Source organism: Phyllobacterium trifolii, from assembly GCF_014192095.1.
GTDB lineage: Bacteria > Pseudomonadota > Alphaproteobacteria > Rhizobiales > Rhizobiaceae > Phyllobacterium > Phyllobacterium trifolii.
The window spans coordinates 92396-112131 of record NZ_JACHXN010000008.1 but is presented as its reverse complement, the minus strand read 5'-3'; the positions used below and the strand labels follow the sequence as shown (position 1 = coordinate 112131).

20 protein-coding genes are annotated in these 19736 nt (G+C 54.8%); 8 read left to right on the top strand and 12 right to left on the bottom strand.

Going from position 1 to position 19736, the window contains the following annotated elements; translation table 11 throughout:
* Window positions 1-2: 2 nt before the first annotated feature.
* Window positions 3-776, bottom strand: a complete 774-nt coding sequence (cobS, locus tag FHS21_RS14005; protein WP_112528563.1) for an adenosylcobinamide-GDP ribazoletransferase — start codon at window positions 774-776, stop codon at window positions 3-5.
* Between the two features lie 118 nt (window positions 777-894).
* Here cobS and cobT point away from each other — a divergent pair, with 118 nt between their 5' ends.
* On the top strand, window positions 895-1914 hold the full coding sequence (gene cobT / locus FHS21_RS14000; RefSeq protein WP_112528829.1) for a nicotinate-nucleotide--dimethylbenzimidazole phosphoribosyltransferase: 1020 nt from the start codon (window positions 895-897) through the stop codon (window positions 1912-1914).
* 50 nt (window positions 1915-1964) lie between these two features.
* Here cobT and FHS21_RS13995 read toward each other — a convergent pair whose 3' ends face one another.
* Window positions 1965-2411 (bottom strand): DoxX family protein, encoded by a 447-nt coding sequence (locus FHS21_RS13995; RefSeq protein WP_112528561.1) that lies wholly within the window; start codon window positions 2409-2411, stop codon window positions 1965-1967.
* A 90-nt stretch (window positions 2412-2501) separates the two neighbouring features.
* Entirely contained in the window at window positions 2502-4025 is a 1524-nt protein-coding gene (locus FHS21_RS13990) for a sensor histidine kinase (protein WP_112528559.1), read from the bottom strand.
* Window positions 4026-4187: 162 nt separating this feature from the next.
* Here FHS21_RS13990 and FHS21_RS13985 point away from each other — a divergent pair, with 162 nt between their 5' ends.
* The 4 genes from FHS21_RS13985 to FHS21_RS13970 all read left to right on the top strand — a co-directional run bounded on the left by FHS21_RS13985 (window position 4188) and on the right by FHS21_RS13970 (window position 6660).
* Entirely contained in the window at window positions 4188-4826 is a 639-nt protein-coding gene (locus FHS21_RS13985) for a thermonuclease family protein (RefSeq protein ID WP_112528557.1), read from the top strand.
* On the top strand, window positions 4826-5437 hold the full coding sequence (locus FHS21_RS13980) for a glutathione S-transferase family protein (protein WP_112528555.1): 612 nt from the start codon (window positions 4826-4828) through the stop codon (window positions 5435-5437). Before FHS21_RS13985 ends, FHS21_RS13980 begins: the two co-directional genes overlap by 1 nt.
* A gap of 21 nt (window positions 5438-5458) precedes the next feature.
* Entirely contained in the window at window positions 5459-6070 is a 612-nt protein-coding gene (locus FHS21_RS13975) for a uracil-DNA glycosylase family protein (protein ID WP_112528553.1), read from the top strand.
* A gap of 110 nt (window positions 6071-6180) precedes the next feature.
* Window positions 6181-6660, top strand: coding sequence for an Lrp/AsnC family transcriptional regulator (locus FHS21_RS13970; protein WP_112528551.1), 480 nt, complete (start codon window positions 6181-6183; stop codon window positions 6658-6660).
* 16 nt (window positions 6661-6676) lie between these two features.
* Here FHS21_RS13970 and FHS21_RS13965 read toward each other — a convergent pair whose 3' ends face one another.
* Window positions 6677-7549, bottom strand: coding sequence for an NAD(P)-dependent oxidoreductase (locus FHS21_RS13965; protein ID WP_112528549.1), 873 nt, complete (start codon window positions 7547-7549; stop codon window positions 6677-6679).
* Window positions 7550-7606: 57 nt separating this feature from the next.
* Between FHS21_RS13965 and FHS21_RS13960 the strand changes: the two genes are divergently transcribed.
* Window positions 7607-10066 carry a penicillin acylase family protein gene (locus FHS21_RS13960; RefSeq protein ID WP_112528547.1) on the top strand — a complete coding sequence of 820 codons (2460 nt, stop codon included), beginning with the start codon at window positions 7607-7609 and terminating at the stop codon, window positions 10064-10066.
* 13 nt (window positions 10067-10079) lie between these two features.
* On the opposite strand, the gene FHS21_RS13955 is transcribed toward FHS21_RS13960, so the two are convergent.
* The 8 genes from FHS21_RS13955 to moaA form a co-directional block, all read right to left on the bottom strand.
* Window positions 10080-10700, bottom strand: a complete 621-nt coding sequence (locus FHS21_RS13955) for a glutathione S-transferase family protein (protein WP_112528545.1) — start codon at window positions 10698-10700, stop codon at window positions 10080-10082.
* 26 nt (window positions 10701-10726) lie between these two features.
* A complete protein-coding gene (locus FHS21_RS13950) occupies window positions 10727-11563 on the bottom strand; it encodes an ABC transporter permease (RefSeq protein WP_112528543.1) in 837 nt (278 codons plus the stop codon).
* A complete protein-coding gene (locus FHS21_RS13945; RefSeq protein WP_112528541.1) occupies window positions 11560-12273 on the bottom strand; it encodes an ABC transporter permease in 714 nt (237 codons plus the stop codon). Before FHS21_RS13945 ends, FHS21_RS13950 begins: the two co-directional genes overlap by 4 nt.
* Before the next feature lie 128 nt (window positions 12274-12401).
* Window positions 12402-13193: an ABC transporter substrate-binding protein gene (locus FHS21_RS13940; protein ID WP_112528539.1), complete on the bottom strand. Its 792-nt coding sequence runs from the start codon at window positions 13191-13193 to the stop codon at window positions 12402-12404.
* A 236-nt stretch (window positions 13194-13429) separates the two neighbouring features.
* Window positions 13430-13939 carry a molybdopterin-guanine dinucleotide biosynthesis protein B gene (gene mobB / locus FHS21_RS13935; protein ID WP_112528537.1) on the bottom strand — a complete coding sequence of 170 codons (510 nt, stop codon included), beginning with the start codon at window positions 13937-13939 and terminating at the stop codon, window positions 13430-13432.
* Window positions 13936-14568 carry a molybdenum cofactor guanylyltransferase MobA gene (gene mobA, locus FHS21_RS13930; RefSeq protein WP_312879877.1) on the bottom strand — a complete coding sequence of 211 codons (633 nt, stop codon included), beginning with the start codon at window positions 14566-14568 and terminating at the stop codon, window positions 13936-13938. Before mobA ends, mobB begins: the two co-directional genes overlap by 4 nt.
* A 2-nt stretch (window positions 14569-14570) precedes the next feature.
* Window positions 14571-15491, bottom strand: a complete 921-nt coding sequence (locus FHS21_RS13925) for a DMT family transporter (RefSeq protein ID WP_162701886.1) — start codon at window positions 15489-15491, stop codon at window positions 14571-14573.
* Between the two features lie 114 nt (window positions 15492-15605).
* Window positions 15606-16595 carry a GTP 3',8-cyclase MoaA gene (moaA, locus tag FHS21_RS13920; protein WP_112528825.1) on the bottom strand — a complete coding sequence of 330 codons (990 nt, stop codon included), beginning with the start codon at window positions 16593-16595 and terminating at the stop codon, window positions 15606-15608.
* Between the two features lie 294 nt (window positions 16596-16889).
* On the opposite strand from moaA, the gene FHS21_RS13915 reads away from it, so the two are divergent.
* Both FHS21_RS13915 and FHS21_RS13910 read left to right on the top strand, forming a co-directional pair.
* Window positions 16890-17270 carry a gamma-butyrobetaine hydroxylase family protein gene (locus tag FHS21_RS13915; protein WP_112528533.1) on the top strand — a complete coding sequence of 127 codons (381 nt, stop codon included), beginning with the start codon at window positions 16890-16892 and terminating at the stop codon, window positions 17268-17270.
* A 603-nt stretch (window positions 17271-17873) separates the two neighbouring features.
* Complete coding sequence (locus FHS21_RS13910) at window positions 17874-19730, top strand: L,D-transpeptidase family protein (protein ID WP_246411024.1); 1857 nt, start codon at window positions 17874-17876, stop codon at window positions 19728-19730.
* The last annotated feature ends 6 nt before the right edge of the window (window positions 19731-19736 follow it).

The following is a 19736-nucleotide window of genomic DNA, read 5'->3' as shown; positions in this document are numbered from 1 at the left end:
GGCTAAAGTGCAATGACAAGACCGAGCAGCAGTGAAATTGTCGCGAGTTGCTGCATGGCCCCCAATGTATCACCCGTCTGTCCGCCGATCTTTTCGCGGCAAAGTGCGGAAAAACCGACAAAAACGAGCGCCGTCAAACATGCCGCGATGACGATTGCCAGTGGTCCGCCAGCAGCGCCATAGCTGATCGCAAGAACGACAGCGCCGAGAATCAGGGCAAAGTTGGCCGCTTCGGCAGTCGGCGCCCCCGCTTGGTCGGCGACGCCGCCCGCCCGTACGGACGGCAGGCTCTGCCAGAACTTTGCCATGACGGAGCGGCTGACGGCTTCTGTCCCTATGACGACAGCTAGCGCATGCATTACACCGACCTCGTCGAGTATCGTGGTAAGCAACGCTGTCCGCAAGAACACAGAGACAATCAATGCAAGTACACCGTAAGAACCCGCCGCCGAATCCTTCATGATCTCCAGCCGCCGGTCAATCGACGTCCCGCCGTAGAAGCCGTCAACTACATCAGCAAGCCCGTCCTCATGCAATGCACCGGTGGTGATGATCAATGCGACGACAATCAATAACGCCGAAACGATCTCGGGAAGATCAACTGCATGCGCGATCAGCAGGACGAGCGAAGCGGGCAGGGCGATAAGTATACCTGCCAGGGGGAAGCCGCGTATAGTACTACTGAGCGAGCCGTCATAGCCTTCGAACCAGCGTTGCGGGACGGGCAGCCGTGAGAGAAAGGCCAGCGCCCGCATCGTATCATTGACCAAATCCATGCCGCAGCCCCTGACTCACCGAGGTCGCGACACTCTGCGCCGCGAGTTGACCTTTGCGTTTTCTCTCCCAGCGCTTATAGGACGGTGGTTGCTATTTTACTATGAAGACGCAAGGTATATCATGACCACTGGCCTGCCGTTTGACGATTTTCGTACTCTCATCGAGACATTGCCTGGACCTGACGAGGCTGCAGTTGCTGCCGTGCGCAAGCGCGATGCGACGTTGACGAAGCCACCGGGTGCACTTGGGCGTTTGGAAGAGATTGTCGAATGGCTTGCCGCATGGACAGGTCGTTCGCGTCCGCAGATCACCCGGCCTCTTGTCGCAGTCTTTGCGGGCAATCACGGCGTTACCGCCAAGGGTGTTTCGCCCTATCCCTCCTCTGTCACGGCGCAGATGGTCGAAAATTTTGCTGCCGGCGGAGCTGCGATCAACCAGATCTGCATCGCCAATGACCTTGGTCTGAAAATCTTCGATCTTGCGCTTGAATATCCTACCGCGGATATCACCGAAGAAGCGGCCATGGACGAAAAGACCTGCGCAGCGACAATGGCGTTCGGTATGGAATCGATCGCTGGTGGTACCGACCTTCTTTGCATCGGCGAGATGGGGATTGGCAATACGACGATTGCCGCGGCGATATTCCACGGCCTCTATGGCGGTACTGCGGAGGAATGGGTCGGTCCAGGCACCGGTGCCAACAGCGAGGGAATGAGGCGCAAGGCCGATGCTGTACGTACAGCAGTCGCACTCCACGCTTCGCATTTGAAAGATCCGCTCGAAGTGTTGCGACGCCTCGGCGGGCGTGAAATTGCTGCGATGGCCGGTGCCATTCTTGCTACGCGTGTTGAAAGAATTCCGGTTATCATCGATGGCTATGTGGCCACTGCCGCCGCGGCGATCTTGCATGCTGCGAATCCGGAAGCGATTGACCACTGCCTGTTTGGCCACGTCTCAGCGGAGCCAGGCCATCGCAAGGTTTTAGAGAAACTTGGAAAAAAGCCATTGCTCGACCTTGGAATGCGGCTCGGCGAGGGTACCGGCGCCGCACTTGCAGCGGGCATCGTCAAGGCAGCAGTGCTCTGCCATAGCGGTATGGCAACATTCGATCAGGCCGGCGTCAGCAATCGCGATTGAATAAGAAAAGGGGCCTGCAAAAAGCAGGCCCCTTTTCAAATGGTAGGAGTTCAAAACTCCTTGCCGATCCTGGCATCGACGGAGTGGTTGCTTGCACCGCGAATGACGAAGAAAAAGAGGATTGCCGTCCACAGGATAGATTTTTCTGAACCGCTCCAGCCCTGCCCCTGCACAAAACCGTGGAAGTATATGGTGACTGCAAGCACGATCGCGGTCGCGAACGCTGCAGGGCGCGTGAGCAGGCCAATGGTAAGTAAAATGCCCCCAAAGAACTCGGTGGCGGCGAGAAGCGGCGACCAGAACACGCCTGGATAGAAGCCGAGGCCTTCGACCATTTCCACCGAGCCCATCGGATTGACGATCTTGCCCGACCCGTGCACGACGAGTGCAGCACCAGCCACCACCCGCAGGATCGTTTCGGAGATATCACCGAGAGCGGCATAGATGCCACCAAGAGCGGGGATGATCAAAGGACGGTTATTGCCGGTTGAATTCATTGAGAAATGTTCCGTTCATTGTTGCGCTGCCATGAGCAATGCAGGGCCGATCAGCAACGAGCAAATAACAATAAATTGAACTTGAGTATTCTAGGCAGCTTTTTTATGGAAAGGCTTGCTTTGCTTTGCTTGAGTGCCCTGAAGCACGCGGCTGCGCGGGAACGTAGCGAGCGCTTCCGTCCCTTCGCGCAATTTGGAGAACAGATGAAACTCGCCATCGTGGATGTGGACCAACGCCTGAACGATGGGAAGACCGAGACCAGTTCCCTGTTCGGCATTTTTGATTGCAATCGAACCTTGGCCGAAAGCTGAAAGAACGATGGGTATTTCTTCCGGCGGAATTCCGGGTCCAGTGTCGCGGACCGAAATGTACTGGCCACCTCCTGCGGTCCAGCCCACTTTGACATAGATCTTGCCGTTTGGTGGCGTGAACTTGACCGCATTGGCCATGAGATTCAGCAATATTTGGCGAATAGAGCGCTCATCGGCCGTGAGGCGCAGCATCCCCGTCTCGAACTGTGGTATAAGGGCAATATCCTTGTTACGGGCCTTCAAATTCATCATGTGAATGCATTCGCTGGCAATGTCGGTCAGCAGCAGCGGCTCATCGTTGATGGAGTATCGCCCTGCCTCGATCCGGCTCAGATCGAGTATTTCATTGATGAGGTTGAGCAGATGTTCGCCGGAAGCATGAATATCGCTGGCATATTCCCGGTATGTCCCGTTCTGGATCGGCCCCAGCACTTCCTTGGCCATGACCTCCGAGAAGCCGAGGATTGCGTTGAGGGGCGTGCGTAGTTCGTGGCTCATCGAAGCCAGAAAGCGCGATTTCGCGAGATTGGCTTCCTCTGCACGCCGTCTGCCTTCGTCGGACATGGCGTTTGCCGTTTCGAGTTCGGCGATCAAGGCATCTTTCTCTGCTTGCAATGCCAAAGTGATTGCAACCGATTGGTTGAGCCGGGTTGCAACCAGATAGAAAAAGGCGAGCCCTGCAACGAGCATGATCACCATCGTTGCCTGCACTGGATTGTCGAAATGCGTCCAAGCCAGTAGCGTGTAGGTCAGGACTGGCAGGGCGAATGCAGCAAGAATGGCTGCACGAAGTGCCGACGAGATAATGGCGGTAATCGCCATAACCAGAATAATGACCACGGCCTTGATCACGGGAAACAGATTGGTGCCGCAGGCAGTGCAATCGAGGAAGGTGAAGTAGGCCCATCCCAGACTGGTCATGAAATGACCGCTCAGATAGATTATTTGCCATTTCCGGATTTCTTCGTTGGCGAGGCCCGTCTTCTCCAGGTGTCGTGCAAGAAGCCCCAGTATCGCATAGAGTCCAATAGCAAAGCCGGCCCATAAAACGATCGTCCTGTCGAAACCGGCGAACACCCCTATGACGACAATCATGGCTATCAGAAGCGGAATAGTCGCTGAGTTGATGATCAAAGCACGCGTATGCATGAAGAGCAGTTCGCGATCGAAATGATGGATGCCTGCGCGCTCCATCAGGCGGTCACGCGCTCCGCGCATGACGACAGTCAGATCCTTGTTGCGCGGCAATTTGCGGCGATCAACAACATTCTTGTCTGCACTGGTCGCGTCGAGTGATGCCATGCGCCTCGTTCCAGATATATCCATAGCTCTGCACTTGTGGCAGCATTGCACCGCAAGCCTATTCAGAAATGATTAACACTCCATCAAATCAATGCAGCAAATGCTATCGAACGGATTAGCTCCAAGGGCCTATATGAACATTCCAGCTGCGATGAAACGGCGATGAACCGAGAGTACCGCAGCTATCGTCGCAGATGGCGACGCCCGCCGCCGGCGCCGCGCTCCTTCGGGCGCAAAGTGGTGGACTACAGCCTGATGGTAATCTTCTTTGTGCTGGTCGCCCTGCTGGCGGCGAAACTCAGTCAACCAAAAGCTCCGACACAATCGCTCGCGGGCAAGGCCTATGTCATTGACGGCGACACGCTTTCCATTTCAGGCAACCATATTCGTCTCCAGGGTATCGATGCTCCCGAGCTCGATCAGAGTTGCGGCGCCAATGCTTGTGGAAAAGCTGCTAGGCAGACGTTGGTTCAACTGATCCAGGGCAAACCAGTTCGCTGCGACGGACATGGTCACGATAAATACAATCGCAGCCTGGCTGTTTGCTTTATTGGCCCGATAAATCTCAATCGTGCCATGGTTGAGGCTGGACAGGCGATCGCTTATGGCGATTATCGTGATGTAGAACTGCAAGCTCGAAGAGACAAAAAAGGTCTGTGGTCGGGAAAATTTGAGACACCGCAAGATTGGCGCAGGGAGCATGAGCAGGTGCCGGAAGCGCTGCAACCGCAACCCAATCGTGCACCGGACCTGATTGACCAATTCGTGGGATGGATCCGTGGTTTAGTGGGAGGACTCTGATGAAACTATACGATGGAGGGCGCGCGCCCAATCCGCGCCGCATTCGTATTTTCTTGGCGGAAAAGGGCATCGAGGTGCCCTTGGTACCAATTGACATGACCGCCATGGAACACAAGACGCCTGAGTTTACAGCGCTCAATCCATTTCAGCGGCTGCCAGCACTTGAGCTCGACGACGGTACGGTTATCAGCGAATCGGTAGCAATCTCGCGCTACTTTGAGGAATTGTATCCCGACCCGCCTTTGTTTGGTACGGGCGCCGTTGGCAAGGCGCAGGTGGAAATGTGGAACCGCCGCGCCGACCTGCATCTCCTCATTGTCGTGATGTCGGCATTTCGCCATACGCATCCTGCTATGGTCGAATGGGAGGTTCCGCAGATTCCGGCTTGGGGTGAAGCAAACCGCCCGAAGGCCGTAGCAACGATGAAGATTATGGACGATCAACTCGCCGCGAATGAGTTCTTGGCAGGCGATGACTTTTCGATTGCCGATATCACGCTGCTTGTGTCGATCGACTTTTTAAAACTCGCCAGGATACAAATGCCTGAAGAACTGGGTAATCTCCGGCGCTGGCACGATGCAGTGTCGAGTCGCCCCAGCGCCAAAGCGTGAGATTAGAGCGACTTGCCGCCAATGCTCGATACCTTGTCGTCGGAAATCAAGGCGTGCCGGATATGCCGGGACGCTCCACGGTATGGCATGCCTCTGCCAGATGAACCCAATCCGGTCTGCGTGCTCTCTGCTACAGCGCGCATTGTCATTTGCGGGCAGGCGCCGGGCATTCGCGTGCACAACACTGGTTTGCCGTTCAACGATCCCTCTGGCGTCCGCCTACGGGATTGGCTTGGCGTTGATCGCGAAACATTCTACGATCCGGACAAGTTCGCCATTGTCCCGATGGGATTCTGCTTTCCGGGATATGACGCGCATGGCAGCGATCTTCCGCCTCGGCGCGAATGCCGCGAAACATGGCATGACCGTGTGTTTCATTCCATGCCGCAAATCGAACTTGTCCTGACGATCGGCCAATATGCGCAGGCCTATCATCTCGGAAGCCGCCGCCGCGCCAGCATGACCGAAACGGTGTTGAACTGGCGCGACTACTTCGAGCCAGAATCGGGGCCGTCAATTCTACCGCTGCCGCATCCTTCATGGCGCAACAGCTCTTGGTTGAAAAAGAATCCATGGTTCGCGCACGACGTTCTCCCCTTGCTTCAGGAAAAGGTCAGAATTCTAACTTCATAAGCTGTGGAACGAAATTTTTGCCGAATTTGAAAAGTTTAGAATAATTTTCTTGTACCCTGCCGGATTATCAAGCCATAAAGTATCTCATTCCAATGGGATCGTGAGCAAACATGGACAGACTTGATCGAAAGATACTTCGTCTCCTGCAAGAGGATGCAACGCTTGCTGTAGCGGATGTTGCCAAGAAAGTCGGACTTTCGACAACGCCTTGCTGGCGCCGCATCCAGAAGCTGGAAGAAGATGGTGTGATTCAGCGCCGTGTCGCCATCCTGGACCCTGTCCGTGTCAACACGCGAGTCACAGTCTTCGTCTCGATCCGTACCGGATCTCACAGCAATGAATGGCTGAAGCGCTTCTCCGAAGTTGTTCAGGAGTTCCCGGAAGTGGTTGAATTCTATCGCATGAGCGGCGATGTCGACTATCTTCTGCGCGTCGTTGTGCCGGATATCGCTGCCTATGATGCAGTCTACAAGCGCCTGATCAGCAAGATCGACATTCGGGATGTATCGTCTGCGTTCGCCATGGAACAGATCAAATACACCACCGAATTGCCACTCGACTACATGAGCATCGAGAAAGAGTCGAATTGAGGCTCGTCGGACTGGATTACTTTTTCTCCAGTCGCGCCAGCAGAGATGACGTATCCCAGCGATTGCCGCCCATGATCTGAACATCCTTGTAGAACTGATCCACTAACGCAGTTACCGGCAACTTGGCATTGTTGCGGTTGGCTTCCGCGAGGCAGATACCGAGATCCTTGCGCATCCAGTCTACGGCAAAGCCGAAATCGTACTTTCCGGCATTCATCGTCTTGTGGCGGTTTTCCATCTGCCACGACCCGGCAGCGCCCTTGGAAATCACCTCGATGACTTTCTCGATATCGAGACCCGCTTGTTTGCCGAAGTGAATGCCTTCGGCGAGGCCCTGGACCAACCCTGCAATGCAAATCTGATTGATCATTTTTGTCAATTGTCCGGCACCGGCCGGTCCCATCAGACCAACCATCTTGGCGAAGGATTCGATGACAGGTTTTGCCTTGTCGAATACGTCTTGCTCGCCGCCGACCATAACGGTGAGCGCACCATTTTCCGCGCCCGCCTGACCACCGGATACGGGAGCATCGAGAAAGTGAATGCCACGCTCGCGGGCTTCCGCGTCGAGTTCCCGGGCAACTTCGGCAGATGCTGTGGTGTTGTCGACGAAAATGGCGCCTTTCTTCATCGACTGGAATGCGCCGTTTTCACCGATCGTCACCGCGCGCAGATCATCATCATTGCCAACACATGAAAAGACGAAATCTTTGTCCTTTGCCGCTTCCCCTGGCGTTGCCGCATAGGCGCCACCAAATTGCTGGGCCCATTTCTTCGCCTTTTCGCCACTGCGATTGAAGACCGTAACATCATGGCCGCCGCGCGATTTCAAATGACCCGCCATCGGATATCCCATGACGCCAAGACCAATAAAAGCGACTGTTGCCATTCCCTAGTTTCCTCTGTCAGATAGGCCGTGTGATGAGCATCGGGGGACGTTAGGACAATGCGGCGGATCATCAAAGGCCTATTATGGATTGTTTTCTCTCTCATCCCCATCGCATTGCTCGGCGCCATCCTCGGTTATGTCTGGCTCGCACGCTCGGTAGCTCCCGCAACCGGGGAGATGGTGCTTGCGGGTTTGTCCGCGCCGGTCACTGTCACGCGCGACAAGAATGCGGTCCCGCATATTAGCGGTAACTCGGTTGAAGATGTTCTGGCCGCTCTTGGCTTTGTCCATGCGCAGGAACGCCTTTGGCAAATGGAAGTGAATCGCATGGCGGGACAAGGACGTTTGTCCGAGTTATTCGGCGACAAGACTGTATTGACCGACCGCTTTATCCGCTCGATTGGCCTCTATGAATCGGCCCAAAGCTCCGCCGCATCACTGGACGAGGCGGCCCGGAAGAAGATTGACGCCTATGTGCTTGGAATCAACGCGTTTATTGCCGAAGCGGGGCCGACATTTGGTTCCAAATATTCGCCGGAATTTGTCATACTAGGCCACACACCGGAAAAATGGACTCCCGCTGACGTGATCGTCACGCTGAAATTGATGTCGGTGACACTGGCCGCCAACATAGATGACGAAGTGTTGAGATTGAAGTTTGCCCGTCTTGGCATGAGCGATGCAGAGATCATCGATTTGCTGCCGCCCGTGCCGGGTGATACGCCACCGTCTTTGCCGGACCTGCGGCAAGTTCTCGGCTTACCCAGCGGCACTCTCAAGGCGAGCTCAGCGGAGGCCGAAAGCCAGTTTGCGACGTTGAACGACATCATGTCCACCGGCGCTTCGAACAATTGGGTCGTAGGTGGCGCCCGAACCGAGACCGGCAAGCCGATCCTCGCCAATGATCCGCATTTAGGGCTAACTGCACCCTCTCTCTGGTATCTTGCGCACCTGCAGGTCAAGAATAGCGATGGATCGTCGAAAAACCTCGTCGGTGTCACGCTGCCGGGAGCGCCGTTGGTATTGCTCGGACGTAATGACAAGGTGGCGTGGGGCTTCACAAATACCGGATCCGATGTTCAGGACATTTTTGTTGAGAGGATCAATCCCGCCAATCCCGATGAATACCAAACACCTCAGGGTTTCTCGCCGTTCGAGAGAAACGCCGTATCCATCAAGGTCAAAGGCAGCGACACCGTAACCTTTGACCGCAGGACCACACGTCATGGTCCGGTCTTGCCTGCGGATTATCGTGGGCTTGATCATTATCTGCCAGATGGCACGGTTGCATCCTTGGCCTGGACTGCTTTGGCTGGCGATGACAAGACCATCTCGGCCGGATTGAAGCTTTGGGATTTCGCAAATGTCGCTGATTTTCAGAACGGGATGCGCGACTTCGTAACGCCGATGCAGTCAATCGTGATTGCAGATGCCGATGGAAATATCGGACTGATTGCTCCCGGCAGGGTGCCTGTGCGTGATCCCGCCAATCAAATCATGGGGCGAGCACCATCCCCGGGTTGGGACGCCACCTACGACTGGAAAAGCTTTATTCCCTATGAGCAATTGCCACGCGTTTACAATCCCGCAGACAATGTTCTTGCGACTGCGAATACGAAGATCGTCGATGCGAGCTATCCGCATTTCCTCACCTTCGACTGGGACGAACCCTGGCGCTTCGAGCGCATAAATACACTGATCTATGGTGCGAACCAGCAGACGCTGGAAAGCAACAGCAAGGTCCAGGGTGACGCCTTGGACAGTGCTTACGCCGCTTTGGCTCCGGTCATGCTGAGACTGGTCGATGGGCGGAGTGATGTCGACGTCGATGTTACCAAACAGTTGCAGGCGTGGGATTTTGTAGAGGACCGCGAGCGCATCGAACCGCTGCTGTTCAGTGCCTGGTTGAGGATGGCGACGAAGCGCATTCTTGAAGACGATCTTGGCGACGCCTTTCCATCCTACTGGCAGGGCCATGTCGACGCCATGTTGCGCTGGCTTGCGCCGAACCCGGCGCGCGATTGGTGCGATGACGGGCGCACTCCGGAGAAAGAGAGTTGCGCCGATATTCTGGCGCTGTCGCTCACCGATGCGGTCAAGGATATTGATGCGCGTCTTGGTTCAGACCGTTCCAAATGGACTTGGGGCACATTGCACTACGCTTATGGAGCACACCGGCCGTTTTCACAGGTTAGCCCCCTCGACCAACTCTTCAATGTCACCGTACCTGTATCGGGCGGTGCCTATACGCTCAATCGTGGCAAGTCGTCGTTTATGGATGAAAGCAATCCGTTTCGCGTGGCGCATGGCACCAGCTATCGTGGGCTGTTCGACCTCGCCGATCTCAATCGCTCGACCTATATCCAGACGACTGGCCAGTCGGGAAATGTATTTTCATCGAACTATCGTGATTTCGCTCAAAAGTGGGCTGACACTGAGGCCATCACCATTCCCACCGATGAGCAAAGCTATCAGGACGGTCTGCTGGGCGTGTGGCGTCTGAAGCCAAAAGAATGATTAGGGGCAGGACCTAGGTGAGGGCGGTCATTACTGTCTTCTGGTAGGCGGGACGTGACTTCAAGCGTTCATACCAGGATTCAAGATGGGGATGATCCGGGCGCTCAATCGCCATTTCGAACCAGGCATAGGCAAAGCAGCCAACGGGGATATCGCCGATGCCGAACTTTGAGCCCGACAGATAGGGCTGCGAGGCAAGCGTGGTATCAACAATAGCGAATAGTTTGCTGCACGCCCGAAGCCCTTTTTCCATAGCTGCATTGTCGCGTTCTTCTGCTGACATACGCACCTGATTCCAGAACAAGTCGCGGAACGGACCGGCGAGGGTGGAGGTCGCCCAGTCCATCCATCGTTCCGATTTCGCCCGGGTTGCTGCATCGTCGACATAGAGCGTCGACTGTCCATACTGCGCGACGAGATAGCGAACAATCGTGTTACTTTCCCACAGCACCAGATCCTTGTCTTCCAGCGTCGGCACCAGTCCGTTCGGGTTCATCGCCCTATAATACGGATCGGATACGATGCCATAGGCGCCTCCCGCAGGGATGTTTTCGTAAGGAACACCGACTTCCTCGGCGGCCCAAAGCGCCTTCTTGACGTTGGTCGAGTTGGTACGGCCCCAGATTTTAAGCATGGTAGATTCTCTTTGGTGGGTTAGTCTCAGCGTATGAGATGACGCGTGATGCGACGCTCCAACCAATCCCAGATATGCCGGATGATTTCCACCAAAATCAGATAAATGATGGCAGCCCACAGATAGGCTTGGAAATCGAACGTTCTCGAATAGGCGAGGCGCGTGTAGCCCATCAGATCGTAAACTGTGATCAGAGCAACGATTGCTGAGCCCTTGATCATCAGGATAATCTCGTTGCCGTAGGGCCGCAATGCCACGATCAAAGCTTGCGGCAGGATAACCTTCCAGAACGTAACGAATTTCGAAATGCCGAGTGACGCCGCTCCTTCCCATTGTCCGAGCGCAACGCTGCGAACCGCGCCGCGCAATATTTCAGCCTGATAGGCCGCTGTGTTCAGGGCAAACGCTAGCAGTGCGCAGTACCAGGCCTCTCGAAAAAACGTCCAAAGGCCAACTGCTTCGAGCTGGGGCTTGAATGATCCGAGGCCGTAGTAAAACAGAAAGACTTGCGCGATGAGCGGTGTTCCCCGGAAGAAATAGACGTAGGCATAGGCAATGGACGATGCGATTCTGTTTTTGCTCATCCGGCCAAGAGCCACCGGTATCGAAATCACCGCGCCGAGCAGAATTGACGACCCGACAAGCCCGATCGTGGTCTTTAGGCCCGCAAGATATGTGGGGCCGTATTTCGCAATGAGCTCAGGGTTCCAAGCGCTGTAAAGATAGACGAGCAGTCCGATGAGAAGAGCCGTCCAAAGACCAACAAGCAGATGACCAACGACCCGGCCTCGGGTCCATTTTTTCGGCGGCGCCGGAGGTCGCATGACAGTCGCTGGCCGCGCATTGATGAAACTTTCCGTCATCGTTTGACCCCGCTCTTGGCCGATGAGCGTTCGATCGCGTCGATGACAAAGGATGAAAGAATGGCGAGCACGAGATAAATCATGCAGGCCACACCAAAGAACAGGAAGGCGTGCTTCGTAACACGAGCCGCAACTCCAGTCTGGCGCAATATGTCCGCAAGCCCAATGGCTGAAACCAGAGCTGTGTCCTTGAGCAGGATCATCCATAGATTGGCCAGCCCAGGGAGGGCGATGCGGATCAATTGCGGCAAGATGACCTTGCGCATGGTCTGACCGCTGGAAAGTCCGATGGCATAGCCGCCCTCATATTGACCCTTCGGTATCGCACGAAATGCGGAAAGGAAGACTTCGCTGGCATAGGATGAAAACACGACCCCTAGTGCGAACATGCCGGCAATGAATGAATTGATTTCAAGCGTGCCTTCGTAGCCGAGCAGCTGCCCCAGCTTCTGAATGCCGATCTGTGCGCCGAAATAGACCACGAACAAGGTCAGCAGTTCGGGCAAGCCGCGAAAAATAGTCGTGTACATGTTTGCGGCGAGTTTGACGGAACGTTCCGGCGATTGTTTGCCAAGTGCGACGAAGAAGCCGATCGCCAACCCCACCGGTAATGTGGCCAGCGCGAGACTGACTGTTACCAGAACGCCGCTTGCAATGCTCGGACCCCAACCGCCCTCGCCAAAACCCAGTAACGCTATTGAGCCTTCCATAGGCAACTTTCATATTTGCGGACTGTTCCCCATGGCTCTTTTCTGAGCCCGCCCGTCATTTTTATTCAAAGCCGTAGATGGCGGTATGACCCGCCATCTACATTTCATATCAAGTCAGTGCGTTTGGCTCAATCCTCGCCGCCGTAAACGTCGATCTTGAAGTACTTGTCGTTGATTTCCTTGTACTTGCCGTTCGCACGGATCGCCGCAATAGCCGCGGTGAACTTGTCCGCCAGCGCTGTATTGCCCTTCTTCACCGTCACGCCGGCACCTGGACCGTGGATCGCAGGATCAGGCGTAATTGTGCCGAGGAGCTTGCAGCAAGAGCCAGCATCGCTATCGAGCCACTGGCCCAGAACAACGACGTCGTCCATAACGGCATCGATACGGCCGTTGCTGATGTCAAGTTTATATTCATCTGAAGTCGGATACATCTTGATATCCGAGCCGCTATACTTGGCTTGGGCGTAGTTCGAATGGCTGGTCGACCCTTGTACACCTAGAGTTTTGCCCTTCAGGGATTCTGGTGTGATGTCCTTGATATCGGAATCCTTCGGTACGGCAATCGCCGGAGGCGTATTGTAGTACTTCTTGGAGAAGTCGACTTTTTCCAGGCGTTCGGGCGTAATCGACATGGAGGCAATGACCGCGTCGAACTTGCCTGCCTGCAGCGCCGGGATCATGCCGTCCCAATCCTGGGATACCCAAGTGCATTCGGCCTTCATTTCCGCGCAAAGCGCATTGCCGATATCGATGTCGAAGCCCTCAAGCTTGCCGTCGGGGGTAAGATTGTTGAAGGGCGGATAGGCTCCTTCGGACGCGATTGTCAGTTTCAGTGCGTCCTCCGCGTGTGCCGCGCCCATGGAAAAGGCTAGAGCTGCAGCGGAAATCGCGAGTACGAGACGCTTAGTGATACGCATTTATTTGAACCTCTCTTTTATAACCCGGCTGTTCCCCTATTTTTCTGGACAGCCTTCCGGGTAAGGTCGCAGTTTATGTCACTGCTCCTGACACGGATATTCCCACTAGTTTTCTTTCAATTGCAACCGGGAATCGTGCGTCGCCAAGCGAATCTGACCGTCAAAATCACATAATTATTTTGAGCCTTATACTTTTGTTGCGCACGTATTAGGCGAAACGTCATTTTCTGGCACGTTTATCGGGAAAGCTCTGTTTCGCGTTCGATCAAATCGGCCAAGGCAGCAATATCATCAAGTTCGTGGACAGGTACTTTCTCGTCCAAAATGGGGTAATCGCTGGCGATCGCAACGATGCTTGGATCGCCGGTCGTCAATCGTTCCCCTGATCTGCCTTCGGTACGGCGGGTTTCGATCTTCTTGTGTCCCTCGCGCTTGTAGCCTTCCACCAGGATAAGATCACAGGGTGCAAAACGCGCAATGATATCGACCAGCGTCGGTTCGCGTTCACTCACCAGCTCATGCATAAGCGCCCAGCGTCGATCCGAGACGATGGCTACCTCGCCGGCACCTGCCTTGCGGTGACGAAACGAGTCAGTGCCCTCCTTGTCGATATCGAAATCGTGATGGGCATGCTTCACGGTCGAAACCTTCCAGCCCCGGCGGGTCAATTCGCCGACGAGTTTGACGGTCAGCGTGGTCTTTCCCGAGTTCTTCCAGCCAGTTATCCCGAATATGCGAGGCGTCATGGTATGGCACTCCACCGCTGCCGGGCTTCGGCAATATCTTCGGGTGTATTGATGTTGAAAAATGGATCGAGAGACGCCCCGGATTGTGTTGTTATGATTGGGAAGTCTGCAATCTTGTGCGGATGGCCCTCGATCCAGGCAACGACACGGCGGTTCTTTTCGTTGCTCAACCAACGGCGAAGATCGCTCTTGAGGAAAACCGGCCAGAGGCCGAAAACCGGGTGCAGCCTGTTTCCAGAAGCTGCGACTCCGATGTGTCCTCGAGGAGCATCTGCGACAGCTTGGCGTAGTGTATCAACAAGATTGTCGGGAAAGAATGGCGTGTCCGTCGCCACCGTCACAACGTGGGTGAACGGCAGCGCCTGATTGTTTGCCCACTCCATCGCAGCCAGAACTCCGGCAAGGGGGCCGGCAAACCCGTCAATGTCGTCGGGGATCACGGGAACCGGCAAATCCGAAAATAGTATCGGCTCGTTATTGCTGTTCAAAGCCACCGGTTCGATTTGACGCGACAAACGCGCATAGACATGATCGATCACGCGCCGGTCGCCAAACGGCAGCAATGCCTTGTCAACTCCGTCCATCCTTCGCGATTGACCGCCAGCCAGTATTATACCTGCAATTCGCACGTCTATACTCCATCAGGTGACGTCGCCGCCGCCGTTGTGGTTGCGACCGGCTCCAACCGGCCGACGATGCGCTCACGGTAAAGCGTATAAAGCCCGCTGCCAATCACGACGATGGAGCCGATGATCATGGGGACGTCCGGCAGATCGCCGAAAAACAGATAACCGAGCAAGATAGCCCAGATCAGACTCGTATAGCGAAACGGAGCAACGAAGGCGATTTCGCCTTCTCGCATAGCCAGAATGATGAAGTGATACGCGACCATGACGCAGCAGGCGGCAAGTGTCAGCAGCAAGGTATTTGTCAGCGACATGGGTGTCCATCCGCCCAGCGGACCGATCATGCCTATCCCGGCAACTCCCACACCTATCGATGTTAGCGCGGAGATCATCAGTACCGGGATGGTCCTTGGGACCTTGCGTGTTGCGAGATCGCGCATTGAGGCAAAAATCACCGTGACAACGATCAGAAGAATGTATGGGCTAACACCGTTATGGCTCGGCCGAACTATTATCAGTACGCCGATAAAGCCGACAATGATTGCAATCCAACGCCGCCAGCCAACCGGCTCACCGAAGAACAGCGCAGCTCCGAGGGTCACCACCAAGGGTAGAGCCTGCAAAATTGCCGAGGTCAATGCGAGAGGCACGTGAACCAAAGCAACAAGGAAGCTGACCGTGCCGACCACTTCGCCGATCACGCGCAAGATGGTCATTTTATGCAGGGCTTCACGCAGCGGAACCAGCATGCCCTTGTGCCAGGCGAGGGCAAGGATAAGAACGGTCGAGATCGAGCTGCGTACGAGCATGACCTGGCCCATATTCATGTCTTCCGCAACGAATTTGACCGTTGCATCATTGAACGTGAAACTGGCCATGCCGATGGCCATGAAAAGACTGCCACGCAAATTGGGAGATAGCGCCAAGATGGTCAATTCCGAATGAGGACGCGATTCTCCTCCAGAATCGCTTCAATCGATATATCAACCTGTGCTGGTCAGTGCATCTGGAATGTTTTCGCGCGGCTGGAGCCCCAGGCTCTAACCGCCGGTGACGCTCATGTGGCGGGAGACGGCAGGGCGATTGTGACGGCGGTCGATGATAAAATCATGGCCCTTCGGCTTGCGGCCAATTGCTTCATCAATGGCAGAATTCAGAAGTTCGTTACCTTCTGACGCACGCAATGGTTCACGCAGGTCAGCAGCGTCTTCCTGGCCGAGGCACATGTAAAGCGTGCCGGTGCAAGTCAGACGTACCCGGTTGCAACTCTCGCAGAAATTATGCGTCATCGGTGTGATGAAGCCGACACGCCCGCCGGTTTCCTCGATCTCGACATAGCGGGCAGGCCCGCCGGTCTTGTAGGCGATGTCGTTCAAGGTGAACTCTTCGCTGAGTTTGGCCCGAAGCAGCGACAACGGCAGGTACTGGTCTGTACGATCGAGTTCGATTTCACCCATTGGCATGGTTTCGATCAGCGTCAGGTCCATACCGCGCCCATGAGCCCAACGAATCATCTCTGGAATCTCGTGATCGTTGAAGCCTTTAAGAGCGACTGCATTCAGCTTGACTTTGATGCCGGCTTCTTGCGCAGCGTCGATGCCTTCCATAACCCGGCTGAAGTCACCCCAGCGAGTAATGGCACGGAATTTACCAGGATCCAGCGTATCCAGTGATACGTTTATACGTTTGACGCCATGGCCGGCCAACTCAGGCGCAAAGCGTGCGAGCTGCGAGCCGTTCGTGGTGAGGGTCAACTCTTCGAGCGCACCGGACTGAAGATGACGCGAAAGCTCTCCGATCAGATGCATGATATTCTTGCGCACCAGCGGCTCGCCGCCGGTAAGACGCAGTTTTTTCACACCCTTCTCGACGAATGCCGTGCAAAGCCGATCCAGCTCCTCGAGCGTCAGCAGATCCTTCTTCGGCAGGAATGTCATGTGTTCCGACATGCAATACGTGCAGCGGAAATCGCAGCGATCCGTCACCGATACGCGCAAATAGCTGATCGTTCGTCCGAAAGGGTCGATCATGGGGGCCTGATGTGCCGTTGTGTCGAGCAATGCTAGGTGGTCCAAGAGCTTCCTCCTACCAAAGAGATAGGGTGCCGGCTTCCAATTGTCCAGCCGTCGGATGAGACAAACGCTGAGGCTTTTCCACGCAGTTTGTTCAACCCTGCGTTCGTTGCCGACCGCGTCTAATAAAGTAGAGAATTGGCCGTGTGCAAGCGAAACAGTCTGCACAGTGCCAGCCGTATATTGGAAAGGACAGACTTGCGGGGATCGATCCTTGTTCTTACAGAAGAGGGAGCACGAGGAGCGTTCGCGATGACTGATGCCTGGCCCAAAGAACTGCGCGTAAGCAAAGACCGCCGATCGCTCACGATCGTCTTCGACAATGGGGAAAGCTATGTGCTTACGGCTGAGCTTTTACGGGTCGCGTCACCTTCGGCGGAAGTACAAGGGCACTCGCCCGAACAGCGCCAGACAGTGCCGGGCAAAATCAATGTCGAGATTGCCAAGATGGAACCCGTTGGAAATTATGCTGTGCGCATCATTTTCGACGATATGCACGATACCGGCCTGTTCAGTTGGGACTATTTGATCGATCTTGGGCGTAACAAGGATATACGCTGGCAGGCCTATCTCGATGAACTTACCGAGAAGGGTTTAAGCCGCGAACCGTTCACGCCGCGGCGAGTGACCTGAGTTACTTCAAGATAATGTCATGCGAATGCAGCCCGAGCAATTCCGGAACCATAGGTTGCAGGAGATGACACGAACATACGCACAGTGGGCGAGTGGTCCGATGGCCATTTGCCGGCTTGGCGTTCGCGTTGACCCGTAAGAAATATTCTCTTGATAAGTGTATCCTGCGCATTTGCGGGTGACATTAAAGAATTCATTCCAAGAACCGCCAAACACAACAACGACATGCTGAAAAACTTGTTCACCATGCTCTCCAATTCGATGCAGTGGGTCGCTTCTTCTGGAATATTATTACGATTTTTGGGAATGAACTGGATTGCTCAACTATTTGTGTGATGAATTAACATGAAAGTGTGGGTGAATTGGGATAAATGTGTCAAAACCAGCACACAGCTTAAAATTGTGCCGCGGCGAGTTAATATTTGGGGGCGGGGCATTGTTAAAAGATTCTAAATACGATGCGGTCAAACTGGCTACACACCTCATCAATGGCTCATGTTCATCCGTGGGCAACACAGTTCCAGCTGGGCACGCATCATGAATTCCCGTTCCAAAAAAAATGCAATCTTTCTGGCCGCGATGTTATCGGCCACGGTCGTCCCAATGGCGCCGGCATCAGCAGCCAATAACCTGATGGAACTGCTGTTCGGCAATCGCCGCGTCGAGTCGCGTCCTGTCGACCAAACACATCAGGTCCATCCTGGCAGGCTGCAAGATGCGAGCGTGCGGCGTCCGAACGCCCCTATCAAGCGCGTGGTCGTCACAGCGCCGACAAACTATGACTACAAGCCCGAAGGCTTGGTTCAGATCGATTTTTCGAAAGTGGATACACAGATCACGGCTTCAGCCGATCATGGCACGGATATCTCGCCATCAATGGCGATGGATGAATTCGGTTTGAAGATCGACCATCTGAAGGCTGCTCACGTTCTTGCGGAAAAAGAGATATCTGACGCGATTGTCTCGTATTATGCTACGAAACAGCGCCCGATCTGGACGGCTTCTTATGATGTGACACGACAGGCGAAGACGGTCGTGGCGCTTTTTGCAAAGGCTGCAGATGATGGTCTCGATCCACAAGATTACGCAGTTGCGGTCCCGAGTGACGATTATGACCGTGCCAACATACCAGCGCGATTGAAGGAGCTTGCAGATTTCGAGTTGTCGATGTCGGCACGAGCGCTGCGCTACGCCATGGATCAGGGTGAGGGCCGCATCAACCCAAACCGCCTCAGCGGGTTCCATGACTTTGCTACGGGCCGAGTCAAGCCGCGCGACGTGATCGAACAGCTCGCTTCGTCGAACGATCCCGCCGCGACGCTTGTTGCTTTCGAGCCACAGAATAAATGGTATGCCGAGCTTAAACAAAATCTGCACGAGCTCAATGGCACCAATGAGCCGACTGTGAGCATTGCTACCGGCACAATGATCCGCCCGGGTGACACAAGCGCTGAACTTCGCAATGTCGTAGCGCTGATCCGGGCGAAAGCACCACAGGATTATTTGGCAGAGCACAAGATCGTGCTGGCCGCGCACGAAAACAGCTATGTCTATGACGAGAGTCTCGTCCAAGCCATCAAGGACTTTCAGAAGGCGCAGGGGCGCAAGGCCGACGGTGTAATCGGCAGCGCCACCATCAAGTCGCTTCAAACTGAAACAACTCTGTCCAAACGGAACCGTATTCTGTATTCCATGGAGCGGCTGCGCTGGCTGCCGCATGATTTCGGCAAGCGCTATGTTTTCATCAATCAGCCTGCCTACCGGGCCCAGTACTTCGATGACAACACAGAAAAACTGGCGATGAACATCGTGGTCGGATCACCCACGAACCAGACCTATTTCTTCGACGATACGATCGAGACTGTTGTCTTCAATCCATCCTGGGGGGTGCCGCGCTCGATCATTCTCAACGAGATGATGCCGAAAATACTCAGCAATCCGTCCTATCTCGAAAATAGTGGATACGAGGTCTATGACAAGACGGGTCGCGTGGTTCCGTCGAGCTCGATCAATTGGTATCAGGTTGCTTCAAATGGCGGCGGCGTTGGCATTCGCCAGAAGCCGAGCCTCGACAACGCTCTCGGAGAACTGAAGATCCTCTTCCCGAACAGTCACGACATCTACATGCACGACACGCCGGCCAAATCTTATTTCAAGCGGGACATGCGAGCATTGAGCCATGGCTGTATCCGCCTGGAACGCCCACGTGACATGGCCGCGGCAGTGCTCGGCGTTCCGGTCGAAGATCTGAAACAGTACTTCGGCAAAAACGAACGCAGCGTCAAGGTAAAGGACCAGTTGCCGGTCTACGTGTCCTATTTCACTGCGTGGCCAGACGCGACGACGGGCGAGATCAAGTATTACGACGACGTCTATGAGCGTGACGCTTATCTCGAAAAGGCTTTCGTCAAGACGCGGGCAATGCGACAGGCAACAAGCGTCCAGACTGCGAAACTATAAAGGCAG